The sequence below is a fragment of the Gemmatimonadaceae bacterium genome, from assembly GCA_019637445.1.
Taxonomy (GTDB): Bacteria; Gemmatimonadota; Gemmatimonadetes; order Gemmatimonadales; family Gemmatimonadaceae; genus Pseudogemmatithrix.
Genome location: JAHBVS010000001.1, coordinates 701,130 through 716,772, shown reverse-complemented (window position 1 = coordinate 716,772; position 15,643 = coordinate 701,130). Strand labels below are relative to the sequence as shown.

The following is a 15,643-nucleotide window of genomic DNA, read 5'->3' as shown; positions in this document are numbered from 1 at the left end:
TCCGCCTCACTGCGGCCAGCCGCCCTGCGGCATCCGCGGCGAGATCCGCAGCGCGTTCTTGTAGTAGACCTTCTTCAGCACCTCGTCCGGCAGGTCGATGCCGTAGAGCTTCCAGAACGCGTGATAGTCGCGGTAGTAGTCGAAGTAGTCATCGCGTGTCTCGAACACGCGCCAGTAATACGGATACTCCCCGGGCTGGAAGGAGTCCTTGCCGAAGAGGATGCGGTCCTGATACTTCACGAAGAAGTCGCGCGAGGCGCGCGGCTGGCGGCCGATGTCGTAGAGCACCGCGCCGACCTCGACGAGGATGTTCGGCATCTCGTCCATCATCTTGGAGAGGCGCGGCAGGTCGTTGGCGTGCCAACCCATATGCGCCACCACAAAGGTCGTGTTCGGGTTGCGACGGATCATATTGTCGCGCTCCGTCATCAACTGCTCGAACTCCGGATCCTCGGGCGCCGAATAGCGTCGGTTCGGGAACAGGGCGAGCTCGAGCCAGCGCTCGTTGTGGTTGTCGATGGGCTGCCAGAACTCCGGCGGATCGGCCGTGTGGATGAACACCGGCAGCCTGAGGCGCGCAGCGGCTTGCCACACGGGATCCAGTGCGGGGTCATCGATGCGCAGTCGCGTGCCGTCGGCCTTGCGCGTGCTGAGGCCCAGGCCCTTGCCGATCTCGCCGATGCCGACGGCTCCGACCTTCGCATCCTCCTCGAGCGCCGCGATCGCGCGCTCCGCCCAGCCCGCGCTGCCCACGCCATTGAAGTCGATGCCGGTGAGGAAGCGGATGCGGTCGCGCATCCGCGGCGACGACTGGGTCATCGCCACCACCCGCTGCAGGTTTGCCCCGCGGATGTTGTTGGCGGCGACGATCACCCGCACGCCGATGGCGTCGAGGTCGTCCGCCAGCCCGTCCAGCGCCTCGGCGTCGTTGAGTTGGACCGTCGGATGGCCGTGGTAGTCGATGGCCGGGAACTTGGCCTTGGGCACCAGATGCTCGGGCGCCACGAGTGTGTTGCGAGGGCGGTAGTCCACGATCGACGGCGCGGGCATCGTCGGTGCCTGGCAACGGCCGGGCCGCACCTCGGTCATGCCGGCGGGACATTCCTCACCGGGCTGGATCGTCGTGCCTTGGGCGCCGCGACCCGGGGGCTGGGCCAGCAGCAGGGTCGGGGCAGCGACGGACAGCAGGAGCAGTGCGCGCATGGACGTCTCGATGTCAGGGAACTGAAACCGCGCGGAGCGCGGCGGACCGAAGAACTATAGCGCAGGGCAGCTGCGGGTTCCCAGCGACCCTGCGACGTGCCACCCACCAACCACCACTGACGCTGAAGTCCGCGGCTCCCTCCTATGCCGCGCGCTCGTGCCTCCCATCCGCGTCGAGGACTCCGGCGTCCACGAGCACACCTTCGAGCGCATCCGGAATCATCGACGGCCACAGCAGGAACCCGCGCAGCAGGACCAGCGGGCGCGGCTGGCGGCCCCTCGTGCGGTAGTGGAATCGCGCCCACAGCTCGTAGGCAAACGACAACGCGCCGCCGAATGCCGCGAACAGACACCAGGTCGCGACCGCGACCGCCAACGGCAAACTGATGAGCATCCACGCCAGCACGCCGTACGCCACCACGAGCCCTCCGATGCGAATGCTGCGTAGCACCGGGTTGAACACCAGGCAGCAGCCCGTCCACAGGGCCACGCCCAGCAACATCAGGGCCCAGGTGACGTCGACGTACCAGACTCGCATCGTGCCGCGACGCCTACGGACGGACGCCCGCGTTCACCGCCGGCGCCGCGTGACGCCAGGGCTGCGGCGGCAACTCGCGCTGACGCGGCCAGACCTCATTGAGCGTCGCGCCCTCGTACATCCGGCCGCCAATCAACACGTAGCGCACCGTGTTCGTGTTGCGGATGTCGGCCAGCGGGTCGGCATCCAGCACCACGAGATCGGCGAGCTTTCCCGTCTCGATGCTGCCGAGGTCGCCGTCGAGGCCCAGGGCCTCGGCGCCCATCAGCGTGGCCACGCGCAGGGCCTGATGGTTGCTCATTCCGCCGGAGTGCACGAGCCAGAGCTCCCAGTGGTAGCCGAGGCCCTGTAGCTGGCCGTGGCTGCCGATGCCGGCCTTGCCGCCGGCATCGATGATGGCCTTTACCTGCGCGGCGTGCTCCCGGAAGTGGAACTCCTCGTCGCGGAACCAGCCGGCGGCGCCGGTGTCGCGGCGGCGCGTCTTGTCGTCGAGGTCGTCCGACGGCGTGAAGTGCTGCAGCTTCGCGTCGTTGTGCGGGTTCTCCCTCGTATAGAAGTAGTTCTCGGCCCAGGGTCCGCCGTAGGTCACGAGCAGCGTCGGCGTGGTGACGGTGCCCGAGGCGGCGAAGAGCTGCTGCACGTCCTCGTAGAGCGGCGTGATGGGCAGGTTGTGCTCGATGCCCGAGTAGCCGTCGAGCGCCATCGTGATGTCGGTGCGGTACGCGAGGCCGGCCTCGGTGGTCGGCATCAGCTTGAGCTCGCGCGCGGCCATCATGATCCACTGTCGCACCTGCCGATTGCCGGCGCCGTACATCTTGATGGTCTGCGTGCCGTAGTACTCGCTGTAGCGCTTGAGCACGTTGCGCGCCTGGTCCAGCGAGCGGATGCGTTCGCCGGCGAAGACACCGGGCCCGGTGCTGTAGACGCGCGGGCCGATGATCTGGCCCGCTTCCACGCGGTCGGCGTAGCTCAGCACGTCGGTGGTGCCGGTCTGCGGGTCGCGCGTGGTCGTCACACCGTAGGCGAGGTTCGCGAGCAGCGCCCAGGGCTGCGTGGTGTGCAGGCCTGGTGAGTGGCGGAAGTGCGAATGGGTGTCCACGAAGCCGGGCACGACGGTCTTGCCACTCACGTCGATCACGCGGGCACCGGCGGGCACGTTCACGCTGCCGCGCGCGCCGACGCCGACGATGCGGCCGTTGGTCACGACGATGTCGGCGTTGTCGATCACTTCATCACCGCGCATCGTCACGGCCCGTGCGCCGCGCAGCACCACGCTGCCCTGCGGAAGCGCGCGTGGGGCGTTGATGCGCACACGCACTTCCCGCGGCTTGTAGCCGGCAGTGCTGTCGGCACGCGCGGTAGAGTCACGGCGTGCGCCGGCCGCGCCTGCCGCAGTGTCGGTGGCCGGTCGGGCACGACGGGCGAGGCGCAGCGAGTCCTCCACCGCCTTGGCGCGGTCGAGGTCGTACGAGACCAGCGCGTTGCCGATGGACCAGAACACCGTGCGGCCGTCCGCGCTCCAGACGGGGAACTCGCCACCAATGTCCGACAGCCGCTTCACCGGCGTCGCGGCGTTGTCGGGGTTGGCGACCGAGATCACGGGCGTCGTCCCGCCGATGCGCGGCACGGTCACCGTATAGAAGTCATTGCCAACCTGCGCCAGCGCGAGATCGCCGCGCGGGGCCATGCGCACGCGGCCGGCGCTCGGCGCGTTGCCGCCGCCGGCGGCGGCCTGTCCCGTCACGCGTACGTGGGCCTTGTCGTCCGTGCCATCCCAGCGGAACGAGACCAGGCCCTGCTGGCCATCGTAGGCATAGATGCGCTCGGCATCGCTGGTGAAGTGTGGATCATCGAGGCCGCCCGCCGCGCGGATCACGGTGGTGGTGCCACCGTCCGCCGGCACCCACACGAACTTCGCGGACTGCCCGCCATTGAAGCGCTGGATGGTCTCGCGCAGCTCGCGTGCGTCGGCGCGCATCGCCACGATGCGGCGGCCGTCGGGCGACCAGGCGGTGGAGTAGTAGGCCGCCACGTCGCGCGTGAGGCGCGTGGGCTGGCCACGGCCATCGGCGCGCAGCTTGCCGAGGTAACCGCCGGCATCGCCCCAGGCCGCAAACGCAATCCACTGTCCGTCGGGTGACCAGGCTGGGAAGAACTCGCCATCCGCCGTGCTCGTGAGCCGGCGCGGCTCGCCTTCGGGCAGGTCCATCACATAGAGGTCGCCGAGCGCCGAGAAGGCGATGCGCCGTCCATCGGGTGAGGGCACGGCGTCCCGGATCTGTCGCACCGCGAAGGTCGGCGTGTCCTCGATCGGATACTGGAACTTCACCTCGGGACCGATGCCGATGTCGAGCGCGGCGGAGAAGGGGATCTTCGTCGCCGCACTTCCGTCCGCGGGCACGCGCCAAATCTCACCGCCGTAACTCATCACGATGCTGCGCGAGTCCGGCGTCCAGTCGTAGCCCGGCAATGCGTCGGTCTCGAGCTGCGCTTCCTGGTTGTCGCGCTGGATTGGATACGCGAGCCAGCGCTCCTCGCCCGTCGCCAGCTCGCGCAGGCGCAGGCCAGTCTTCTCGTCGTGTCGGCTGCCGTAGGCCAACCACTTGCCGTCGGGCGAGACGGCGGGACGGAAGGCCGAGCCGTATCGACTTGTCATTGTTGTGCGCGTGCCGAGGTCGCGATCGTAGGCGACGAGTTGGTACTGCGGCATCGCGGCGTTGTATTGCCAGTTGCCCGCGCGCTGGGCGTAGTACATCGTGCGGCCATCCGGCGTGAACGTCGCGCTGAGCGCCGACTGCCCGTTCGGCTCGCGGATCATCTGGATGCCGTTGCCGCCATCAATATGGTAGAGGAAGATCTTCGGTCCGCCGCTCACGCTGCGCGTGACGGCCACGTACTTGCCGTCCGGCGTCCACTCGGGAGAGACGTAGAGGTCGTCCGAGGTCTTCGAGAGCTGGATGGTGTCCGACGCATCCGCGGAAATCACCCAGAGATTGTTGCCGCCGCTGCGGTCGGAGATGAAGGCGATCTTGCTGCCGTCTGGGCTCCAGCGCGGTTGCGCGTCGTGGGCCATGCCGCTGGTGAGCCGCGTGGCTTCGCCTCCGGTGATGGGCAACGTGTAGAGGTCGCCGAGCAGGTCGAAGACGATGCGTTGGCCATCGGGGCTGACGTCCACCGACATCCAGGTGCCCTTGGTGACCGTGGTGCGGAGATGGCGCGCGGCCTCGAGCGGCAGCGGATTGCGCGAGGCGTTGCGGGCCGGGGTCGCGGTGCCCTGGGCGGGCGCACGCTCGGCGACGAGGCCAACCAGGGCAAAGGCGGCGAGCCACAGGAACGCGCGCGCGCGCAGGGAAGTCGAGGGCACCATCACGAATCTCCAGGCAGCGGGAATCGGCCACGCGCGACACGGGGTCGCGACCCCCAATGTTACCGGCGCGGGGCGATGCCCGACACCTGTGCCCTAGCCGGCGACGAGCGCGGCGACCGCGGACAGGCTCAGTGTACGGCCCTGCTGCGTGAGTCCCTCGAGCGCCTCTCGTGGCACGCTGGCCTTCAGCGCCTCGATCTTCGCGGCCAGGCCGGGCGCCATCCCGTGTTCGATGACCACGCCGGCGCGCTCGACCAGCGCCTGCGCGGCCGCCCCGAGCGTGACGGCGATGTCACGTCTTCCGGCGGCGGACTCCGTCGCGGCGAGGCCGAGGAGAGCCTGCCCCGTCGCCGGCGCACTCCCGATCTCATCGGCGCTGCGAAGCGCACGCAGGAAGAGCTTCCTCGCGGCAGCAATGTCCCCCGCGGCCAGCGCGAGATAGCCCTGCTCGCCTTGTACGCGCGCGAGTTCAGGCTTGTCGCCGACGGTTTCGAACGCGACCTCCGCCTCGCGGTATCGCTCCATCGCGCGCGGGACGTCGCCGGAGGCGAAATGCATCTGCGCCAGGAAGCTGAGGGACATACCGCCGCCTTCGTTGTCGCCAATGCGCCGCTGGATCTCGTGCGCACGCTCCACCTGCGCCTTACCGCCAGGGAGGTCGCCGCTGAGGAAGCGGTGCAGACCGCCGAGCGTGAGGGTCACGCCGTAGACGAACTCGTTGCCCGATTTCTCGACCAGCGGCAGGGCCGACGCGAGCTGCTCGCCCGCCTCAGCGATGCGGCCGAGCCCGAGCATCGCGTAGCCTCCTCCGGTGCGGCCGAAGCCACCAACGGCGAAGTCCCCGACCGCCAGTCCCTCGGTGGACATCGTCATCCAGTAGGCAATCGACCGGTCGAGCTCGCCCGTGCTGGCGAGGACCATGCCCGCGGCGAAGTTCGCCAGCGCGCGGCCCAGCGTCGGCGGCCGATCCTTGGCCAGCGCCAGGAGCGTCTCGACCGCATCGAGCACCACGAGGTGCAGTCCGACGATGTGGATGTAGAACGTCAGGGAGCCGCAGAGCAGCATGCCCTGCTCAACGGCATCCGCGTGGCCCGACTTGGCGCGCGAGAGCAGCCAGCCGATGGCGGCGAACAGGTTGGCGTTCTCCCGCTTGCCCAGCCGCATCGCGTCCGTTTGCGTCGTGCCTTGGATGCCGGCGGCCACGCGCATTGCGACGTCGACGAAGTGGCGGGCGTGCGCATCGCGGACGGCTTCCACCTCGCCCCGTGTGTGCAGCTGCTCCGCCGCAAACGCCCGGATCGTCTCCAGCAATCCGTAGCGCTCGCCACCATCCGTCACGCGCACGAGCCCCTTCTCGACCAACGACGCCAACTCGTCGAGCGCGCGCCAGCGGTCGCCGGGCTCGTAGCAGACCGCCTCCATGGCATCGAGCGACCAGCCCTCCTGGAACACCGACAGGCGCTGCAGCAGCAACTGCTCTTCCGGTGTCAGCAGCGAATAGCTCCAACTGATCGTGGCGCGCAGGGTGCGTTGGCGCTGCGGGAGGTCGCGGTCGCCCGAGGTGAGCAGGTCCAGCGCGTGGTCGAGCCGTTGCAGCAGCGCCGCCGGTTCGAGGATGCGCGTGCGCGCCGCCGCCAGTTCCAGTGCCAGCGGCAGGCCGTCGAGGCTGCGGCAGATGCCGCTCACCGCCGCGGCGTTCTCCGCCGACAGCACGAAGCCGGGCCGTACCTTCTCGGCGCGTTGCACGAACAGCGCGACGGCCGGGCAGGCCAGCGTCTCCTCGAGCGCGGCGCCGGCGCTCGGGAGCTCCAGCGGCGGCAGTGCCAACTCCACTTCCGCGCTGATGCGTAGCGGCCGGCGGCTGGTGGTGACCACCTGCAGCGACGGACAGCGTGCCACCAACGCCGCGATGTCTTCCGCGGCCTCCACGACCTGCTCGAGGTTGTCGAGGAGCAGCAGCACGCGGCGCTCGCCCACGAGCGACGCGAGCGCATCCAGCGCACTTCGCCCGTGCGCTTCGTTCAGGTCGAGCGCCGTGGTGACGGTTGGCAGGACCTCGGCGGGATCGGTGACGGAGGCGAGCGAGACGAAGGCGCTGCCGCCCGGATATTCGGCTGCAACGCGACGCTGCAGCGCAGACGCGAAGCGCGTCTTTCCGGTGCCGCCGTACCCGGTAATGGAGAGCACGCGCGCGCCGGCCGCGAGTTGCGCGGCGGCATCCTGCAGTTGCGACTCGCGTCCCAGCAGCGCGGTCGCAAAGGCGGGCGGCGCCTTGTCGATGGCGGCCACGCGCGGCGTGGCACCACTCGAGCCAAAGACCAGGGCTGGCTTGATGGCCGCCCGCCACTCGAGCAGCGATCCGTAACGGTCCTCCGCCTTCTTGGCCATCGCGCGCGCGATTGCCTCGACCAGCGTGTCCGGCAGGTCCGTGCGCGAGGCCGCGAGCGACGGCACCGGTTGCACGGCGTGTTTCACCAGCACCGCCATCGGCGTCGGGGCCTCGAAGGGCGGCGCGCCGGCCAGCATCTCGTAGGTCACGCAGCCCAGCGCGTACAGGTCGGTGCGCGCATCCACCTCGTCGCCGGCGCCCTGCTCGGGGCTCATGTAGTGCGGCGTGCCGAGTGAGAGGCCGACCTCGGTGAGCTTCTCGCCGCCCTGCTGCCGCACCGCCTGGGCGATGCCGAAGTCCGCGACCACGGCGTGGCCGTTCTCCAGCAGGATGTTCTCCGGCTTGATGTCGCGATGCACCACGCCGCGCGAATGCGCGTAGTGCAGTGCGTCGGCCACCTCGTCGGCGATGCGCAGTGCCTCGTCGGTGGGCAACGCGCCGACACGCGTGAGGCGGTCCCGCAGCGTCTCGCCCTCGACGAAGGGCATCACGTAGAAGAGCGACCCTCCCGCCTCGCCCGAGTCGAAGAGCGGCAGGATGTGCGGGTGCCGCAGGTTCGCCGTGGTGGTGATCTCTTGGAGGAAGCGCTCGGCGCCCAGCGCCTCGGCCAACTCCGGCCGCAGGACCTTGATGGCGACCTGGCGATGGTGGCGATGGTCTTCGGCCAGGAAGACGGTGGCCATGCCGCCCGCGCCAAGCTCGCGCGAGATGGCGTAGCGGGACTCCAGCGCGGCGGCGAACGACTCAGGGAGGGATTTCACGCGGGGGAAGATGCGTCCCGCCGCGCCCGAGGCAAGCTCGCCCGCTAACGGCTCCCGTTGTCCATGTCGGACACGATCAGCCAGCGGCCATCGCCGCCCTTCCGCAGGGTGAGCGTGAACTTGCCCATGTCGCCCGGCGCCTCGCCGTAACCGTACGCGCCAATGATGTAGCCCACGTTGCCGTCGGTGGCGAAGGCCACTGCGCGCAGGCGCAGCGGCCCGCCGCCCTGGCCGGTGTACACGCGGCGCATCGCCTCGCGGCCACGCACCGGCGGGCGACCGGGCTGCAACACGAAGCCATCCTCGGTGAACAACTGCACGAGGGCGTTGGCGTCACCGGCGCGCCACGCGGTCTCGTAGTCGCGCAAGACGCGGTCGAGTGCGGGAGGCAACTCGACGGAGGGCAGTGCTTCGGCCGCTGCAGGCCCCGACTGCCCTTGCACGAGCGTGGGAACCATGAGCACGGCCAGGGCCAGGACAAGGCGTCGCAGCGCCTCAGACAACCACGCGCCCTCGAAACCCCCGCGCTGCATAGTACGACTCCGCGCCATTGTGATAGGTGAACACGGCGCCATAGCGCCAATCACAGAATAGGGCACCGCCGAGCTTGCGAATGGTTTCCGGCGTCCGGATCCAGCTCGAGGTCTTGGCGTCGAAGCGACCCAACTCCTGCAGCGCACGGTACTGCGCCTCGTCGAGCATCTCGACGCCCATCTGCTCGGCCAAGGCCATCGCGCTGGCCTTCGGCTTGTGCTCCTTGCGCGCCTTGAGTGCGGCCTCGTCGAAGCACACGCTGCGGCGGCCTTTGGGGCTCTCGGCGCAGCAGTCCGTGAAGATGATGGCGCCGGACTTCTTGTCTCTGCCCGTCACGTCGGGCTCACCTTCCGTCCGCTCCATCTCGGCGAGTGTCCACAGCGTGGCCGGCGACTTCTTCAGCCGGCCCTCGACATCGCTCCAGCTGATGCCGCGGTGGCGGTCGGCGTTCTGCTCAAAGCGCTTCTTGAGCGTCGCAAGCAGCTTCTCCGCCTCGGCGGGCTTGAGTGTCGGGGTCTTTGGCATGGCTGGGTTACATGTTCCGGCGGTACTGCCCACCCACATCGAACAACGCCTTCGCGATCTCGCCGAGCGTGCAGACCTTGGTGGTCTCCATCAGCGCCTCGAAGACATTGCCATTGTGCACCGCAACCTCCTGCAGCTTGGCCAGCGCCGCCGGCCGCTCCTTGGCGTAGCGCTTGTGCACCGCCGCCACCGTGGCGATCTGTGCTTCCTTCTCCTCGGTGGTCGAGCGAATCACCTCGGCCGGCAACACCGTGGGCGACCCTTCCGACGAGAGGAAGGTGTTCACGCCAATCACCGGCAGTTCACCCGAGTGCTTGAGCTGCTCATATGCCAGCGACTCCTCCTGGATCTTGCCGCGCTGGTACATCGTCTCCATTGCGCCGAGCACGCCACCGCGCTCGCTGATGCGGTCGAACTCCTGCAACACGGCTTCCTCTACGAGGTCCGTCAGCCGCTCGATGATGAACGAGCCCTGCCACGGATTCTGGTTCTTGGTGAGCCCGAACTCGTGGTTGATGATCAGCTGGATAGCCATCGCCCGTCGCACACTCTCCTCGGTGGGCGTCGTGATGGCCTCGTCGTAGGCGTTCGTGTGTAGCGAGTTGCAGTTGTCGGCGATCGCGTACAGCGCCTGTAGCGTGGTGCGGATGTCATTGAAGCCAATCTCCTGCGCGTGCAGCGAACGGCCGCTGGTCTGCACGTGGTACTTGAGCATCTGCGATCGCGCCGCGCCCCCGTACTTGAGCTTGAGCGCCTTGGCCCAGATGCGCCGCGCCACGCGGCCGATGACCGCGTACTCGGGGTCCACGCCGTTGGAGAAGAAGAACGAGAGGTTCGGCGCGAAGCTGTCCACGGGCAAGCCGCGCGACAGGTAGTACTCGACGTAGGTGAAGCCGTTGGCCAGCGTGAACGCCAACTGCGTGATCGGCGTCGCGCCCGCCTCGGCGATGTGATAGCCCGAGATGGACACCGAGTAGAAGTTCCGCACGTCGTTCTTCGTGAAGTACTCCTGCACGTCGCCCATCAGCTTGAGCGAGAACTCCGTGGAGAAGATGCAGGTGTTCTGTGCCTGGTCTTCCTTGAGGATGTCCGCCTGTACCGTGCCGCGGACCTTGCTGATGGTCTCGGCCTTGATCTTGTCGTAGACATCACGGGGCAGGACCTGGTCGCCGGTGATGCCGAGCAGCATGAGGCCGAGTCCGTCGTTGCCCTTGGGCAGCGGGCCGTCGTACTTGGGACGGGGTGCGCCATGCGCCTTGAAGTAGGCGTCGATCTTGGCGTTGACCTCGGCCTCGAGCCCATTGGCCTTGATGTACTTCTCGCACTGTTGGTCGATGGCCGCGTTCATGAAGTACGCGGTGAGCATCGGCGCAGGACCGTTGATGGTCATCGACACCGAGGTCTTCGGGTCCGCGAGGTCGAAGCCCGAGTAGAGCTTCTTGGCGTCGTCGAGGCAGCAGACGGAGACGCCCGAGTTGCCGATCTTGCCGTAGATGTCGGGACGCTTCGCCGGGTCGTTGCCGTAGAGCGTGACGGAATCGAACGCCGTCGAGAGGCGCCGCGCCGGCAAGCCAGCTGAGACGTAGTGGAAGCGCCGGTTCGTGCGCTCCGGGCCTCCCTCGCCGGCGAACATTCGCGTCGGGTCCTCGCCCTCGCGCTTGAACGGGAACACGCCGGCCGTGAACGGGAAGCTGCCCGGCAGGTTCTCCTGCAACAGCCACTTGAGCAGGTCGCCCCAGCCCGTGTAGGTCGGCAGCGAGACCTTGGGCACGTGCTGATGGGAAAGACTCGTCGTCGTGATCGGGACGCGCACGTCCTTGCCGCGCACCTGGTACACGTACTCGTCGCCGGAGTAGGCGACCTCTACGTTCGGCCACGACTCCAGCGCGGCCCGGTGCTCGCCGTCGAGCTTGCGCTCCAGCTCCTCGCGCTTCTCGCGCAGCGGGGCGGCCGCATCGGCGGATCCGTCCGCGAGCAGGGCCTCCGCCTCTCGTGCCGCCTGCAGCTTGCGGGCGATGTCTGCCTGGTCAGCAGCGCGGCGGTTGTAGCCGCGGATCGTCTCCGAGATCTCCGCGAGATAGCGATTTCGCTCCGGCGGGATGATGCGCACCTTCTCCGAGTCGCCGCTGGCCTCGATCGTCGGAGCGAGGTCCGCGACACCCGTCTTCTCGACGATCCGGTCCATCAGCGCGCGATACAGCCGCGTGGTGCCGGGATCGTTGAACTGCGACGCGATGGTCGCGTGCACCGGCATCTCGTCAGCCGGTGCCTCAAAGCGCTTGTGGTTCCGCTGGTATTGCTTGCGTACGTCACGCAACGCATCGAGCGCGCCGCGCTTGTCGAACTTGTTCAGCGCCACGACATCGGCGAAGTCGAGCATGTCGATCTTCTCCAATTGAGTGGCCGCGCCGTACTCCGGCGTCATCACGTAGAGCGACACATCCGAGTGGTCGACGATCTGCGTGTCGCTCTGGCCGATGCCCGAGGTCTCGAGGATCACGAGGTCGAAACCGGCGACCTTGAGGATCGCGACGGCGTCCGCCACGTGGCTGGAGATCGCCAGGTTGGCCTGGCGCGTGGCCAGCGAACGCATATACACGCGCGGGTCGTGGATCGCATTCATGCGGATGCGGTCGCCGAGCAGGGCGCCGCCAGTGCGGCGCTTGCTGGGGTCCACCGAGATGATGCCGACCGTCTTGTCGCCGTGGTCCGCGAGGAAGCGGCGCACCAACTCGTCCACCAACGAGGACTTGCCGGCGCCACCCGTGCCGGTGATGCCGAGCACCGGCGTCGTGAAGTTGGCCGCCTCGGCGCGCAGCGCATCGAGCAGTGTCGTGTGCTCGATGCGGAAGTTCTCGGCGCCCGAGATGAGCCGGCCAAGCGCGCGCGCGTCGCGTCCACGGGCCTTCTCCACGTCCGCTGGGCCGACATCGCGCCCGGTGGGGAAGTCGCAGCGCGAGAGCAGGTCGTTGATCATCCCCTGCAAGCCCATCGCGCGGCCGTCGTCCGGCGAATAGATGCGCTCGATGCCGTAGCCCTGCAGCTCGGCGATCTCATTCGGCAGGATGACGCCGCCGCCGCCGGCGAAGATACGGATGTGCCCGCAGCCTTCCTCGTGCAGGCGGTCGTGCATGTACTTGAGGTACTCCGTGTGCCCGCCCTGGTACGACGTCATCGCGATGGCGTTCACGTCCTCCTGGATCGCGCAGTTCACGACCTCGTCCACCGAGCGATCGTGACCGAGGTGGATGACCTCTGCGCCGCTGGCCTGCAGGATGCGCCGCATCACGTTGATGGCCGCATCGTGGCCGTCGAACAGCGAGGCCGCGGTGACGATGCGGATCTTGTGCTGCGCCGTGTAGGGCTCCGCCGCAGCGCCGGAAGCGGGCTGCGGTGTCGGCGCTTTGGGCTTGGGTGCCCGGGCTGGCCGGGCAGGGGTCACGGTGCTCTGGGCCATCCGGAAAATCTAACAGTCTAGATTGCGCCTAGCGCCGCGTCTCGCGGCATTGGCCCCGATCTCGACCCACCCCGGAGTACTCCCGACTTGCCGCCCGACCAGACCAGCCCCACGCCCGTGCCCCGTTTGCTCACCGAGCTCGCGCAGAGCCGTCACACGCTGAAGGTGCTCGCCGAAACGCCGCTGAACGTGCAGACCGACCGCGCGGCTATCGAGCAGATGCTCGCGGCGGCGGGGTCCGCTCCATTCCACTTGATCCCTGCGCCCGAGCACCGCGAGGGCAGCACGATGCCAGGCATCGTGCCCTGGCGCTTCCGGTTGCTCGACGTCGCCGCCTGCCGCGCGCTTCGCGCCTGGCTCGTGTCGCGCGAGGACAAGAGCACGTATCCGCGCCTGCTAAACGCCTGCACCACGCTCGCGCTGGTGACCTGGCTGCCGGATGCACCGAAGTCGCCGCTCGACGCCGAGGCCGGTGAGATCTTCGCCGGCACGCAGCAGAACACGGAACATCTCGCGGCGACGGGCGCGGCGGTGCAGACCTTCCTGCTCGCCGCCACCGAACGTGGACTGCCAACGTTCTGGGCCAGTGGGGGACCCCTCAAGTCGAGCGCAGCGTTTGAGCATCTGGGGATTCCGCCGCGTGAGTTGCTGGCGGGCGCAGTCTTTGTGTTCCCGCCGGAACACGCGGGCGCCGAGACGATGCAAAGCAAGCTTCGCGACAAGCGACCGGCGCCAGCGGAGTGGTCTTGCTGGCTGTAGGTTCGAGGCAACCCAGGAGGGAAGCGATGCGCATCACACGTTCTGCCTTGGTCGCGGTGTTGGCCTCCGGCCTGACGGCCTGCGCCGGCGAGACCCCCGAGCAGGCCACCGCACGCATGGAGGCCGAGGCCACGGCAGCCCGCGCCGAGATCGTCGCCATCAACGCGAAGATGACGCCGTGGATGGTCAGCGGGCTCATCGATTCGACGATGGCGTACTACGCGGCCGACGCCGTCGTGATGCCGCCCGCGCTGCCGCAGGTGCAGGGCAGTGCGGCCATCCGGCAGTTCTTCGTGGACAATCCATTCCCTCCCGGCTCGGCGATGGAGTTCAAGGTCGCGTCCGTGGTTGCGAACGGCCCGGTGGCCGTCGAGCGCGGCACCTATACGTTCTCGATGCCGGCGATGGAGAAGAACCCGGCCGTGGCAATGACCGGGAAGTATCTCTCGCATTGGAAGCTCGTGGACGGCAAGTGGAAGATTGCGGCGAGCACCTGGTCGGACGACGCGCCAATGACCATGTGACCTAGGTCACGAGGAACTGCGTGGCGCGGCGCGGTCTCTCGACCGCTCGTGGTCCCGATGACAGATTGCGTCGTAGCAGTTGCGAACCCCCATCACGAGGACAGACATGCGCAAGCTCTTGTCGGCCGCGCTGGCCGCGGCACTGACGCTTGGTGCACTCTCCGACTCCGTCACGGCACAGGAGATGGGCACCATCGACGCCGGCTTCTTCGGCCGCTACTCACTCATTGACGAGTCTCTCTCGCCCGACGACGCGCTGTCGCTCGGGCTGCACTTCGGAATGTTCGTGTTCCGGAACTGGGCCCTCGAGACGCAGGGCAGCTACGGCGCGACCTCGGGCGATCCGTCCGCGAAACTGGCGCCGTTCTACGTGCGGCTGGCGTACCACCGCGCCTTCACCGACAAGTGGACCGGCATCATCGGTGCCGGCTGGGTGCGGGACAACACCGATCCGCCGGGTCCTGGCGACAGCTTCGCGGATGACGGCTTCTCCGGCTCGCTGGGCGCGCTCCGGCATTTCAACGATCGCCTTGCCCTGCGCTTCGACATCGTCGGCGACTACCTCCCCTCGCCGATCTTCGAAGGTCCGGGCAATGACCTCACCAACGTCAATCTCCACTTTCAGATGGGGCTGAACTGGCGCTGGGGCGTGAAGCCGCCGGCTCCCGACAGCGACAACGACGGTGTGCCCGATGCCCAGGACCAGTGCCAGGGCACCGCGATGGGCGCCTACGTGAACTACTTCGGTTGCGTGCCCGAAGGTGACGCGGACATGGACGGCGTGCTCGACTCCGCCGACCGTTGCGCGAACTCCCCGCGCGGCGAGCCGGTCACGGCGACGGGCTGCCCAGTGGATACCGACAACGACGGCGTCATCGACTCGGCCGACCGTTGCCCGAACACCCCGGCCGGCACCCGCGTGAACGCCACCGGTTGCCCGCTCGACACCGACGGCGACGGCGTGCTCGACGCCAATGACCGCTGCCCGAACACCCCGGCCGGCACCCGCGTGAACGCGCAGGGCTGCGTGCCTGATGGCGATGGCGATGGAGTGCCTGATCCGATGGATGCCTGCCCGAACACGCCGGCCGGTACGGCGGTGGATGCGCGCGGCTGCACGCAACTCTTCACGGCCGAGCGTCGAGAGATCGTACTCGAAGGCGTGACCTTCGCGACCGGCAGCGCCAACCTCACCGCGGAGTCGAACGAGATTCTCGATCGCGTGGCCGAGGCGTTGGTGAACAACCCCGAGGTGCGAGTGGAAGTGCAGGGTCACACGGACAACACGGGTTCGCTGGCCGGCAACAATCGTATTTCGGCGGCGCGCGCTGCCTCGGTGCGGCAGTACCTGATCTCCAAGGGCGTGGCGGCGAACCGCCTCACCGCCCGCGGCTACGGCCCGACGCGTCCGCGTGCGGACAACGGCACGGCCGATGGGCGCCAGCAGAACCGGCGCGTGGAGCTGCAGCGGATCGACCAGTAGTTCAGGTGTGACTTCGGCGGCTTCGGCCGTCGGTTGGGAGACGCCGCCCGGGCTTGGCCCGGGCGGCGTTTCTCATCGCCCTGGCCCCGTCTGCGGATGTGAG

10 protein-coding genes are annotated in these 15,643 nt (G+C 68.4%); 3 read left to right on the top strand and 7 right to left on the bottom strand.

The features are described from left to right. Positions 1-6: 6 nt before the first annotated feature. From KF709_03360 to KF709_03330, 7 genes are all read right to left on the bottom strand, one after another. The gene (locus tag KF709_03360) at positions 7-1,203 is read right to left on the bottom strand and encodes an amidohydrolase family protein (GenBank protein MBX3173419.1); all 1,197 of its coding nucleotides are present in this window, start codon (positions 1,201-1,203) and stop codon (positions 7-9) included. Between the two features lie 142 nt (positions 1,204-1,345). Continuing rightward, the gene (locus KF709_03355; GenBank protein MBX3173418.1) at positions 1,346-1,741 is read right to left on the bottom strand and encodes a hypothetical protein; all 396 of its coding nucleotides are present in this window, start codon (positions 1,739-1,741) and stop codon (positions 1,346-1,348) included. A gap of 13 nt (positions 1,742-1,754) precedes the next feature. Beyond that, on the bottom strand, positions 1,755-5,105 hold the full coding sequence (locus KF709_03350) for a PD40 domain-containing protein (protein MBX3173417.1): 3,351 nt from the start codon (positions 5,103-5,105) through the stop codon (positions 1,755-1,757). Between the two features lie 96 nt (positions 5,106-5,201). Continuing rightward, entirely contained in the window at positions 5,202-8,258 is a 3,057-nt protein-coding gene (locus tag KF709_03345) for a protein kinase (protein MBX3173416.1), read from the bottom strand. 44 nt (positions 8,259-8,302) lie between these two features. Continuing rightward, the gene (locus KF709_03340; GenBank protein ID MBX3173415.1) at positions 8,303-8,716 is read right to left on the bottom strand and encodes an SgcJ/EcaC family oxidoreductase; all 414 of its coding nucleotides are present in this window, start codon (positions 8,714-8,716) and stop codon (positions 8,303-8,305) included. Positions 8,717-8,753: 37 nt separating this feature from the next. Then, a complete protein-coding gene (locus KF709_03335) occupies positions 8,754-9,317 on the bottom strand; it encodes a DUF4256 domain-containing protein (GenBank protein ID MBX3173414.1) in 564 nt (187 codons plus the stop codon). A 7-nt stretch (positions 9,318-9,324) separates the two neighbouring features. Beyond that, positions 9,325-12,774 carry a methylmalonyl-CoA mutase family protein gene (locus KF709_03330; protein MBX3173413.1) on the bottom strand — a complete coding sequence of 1,150 codons (3,450 nt, stop codon included), beginning with the start codon at positions 12,772-12,774 and terminating at the stop codon, positions 9,325-9,327. Between the two features lie 117 nt (positions 12,775-12,891). Between KF709_03330 and KF709_03325 the strand changes: the two genes are divergently transcribed. The 3 genes from KF709_03325 to KF709_03315 all read left to right on the top strand — a co-directional run bounded on the left by KF709_03325 (position 12,892) and on the right by KF709_03315 (position 15,540). After that, positions 12,892-13,533, top strand: coding sequence for a nitroreductase family protein (locus KF709_03325; protein ID MBX3173412.1), 642 nt, complete (start codon positions 12,892-12,894; stop codon positions 13,531-13,533). 26 nt (positions 13,534-13,559) lie between these two features. After that, on the top strand, positions 13,560-14,057 hold the full coding sequence (locus KF709_03320; GenBank protein MBX3173411.1) for a DUF4440 domain-containing protein: 498 nt from the start codon (positions 13,560-13,562) through the stop codon (positions 14,055-14,057). 106 nt (positions 14,058-14,163) lie between these two features. Next, the gene (locus KF709_03315; GenBank protein MBX3173410.1) at positions 14,164-15,540 is read left to right on the top strand and encodes an OmpA family protein; all 1,377 of its coding nucleotides are present in this window, start codon (positions 14,164-14,166) and stop codon (positions 15,538-15,540) included. The last annotated feature ends 103 nt before the right edge of the window (positions 15,541-15,643 follow it).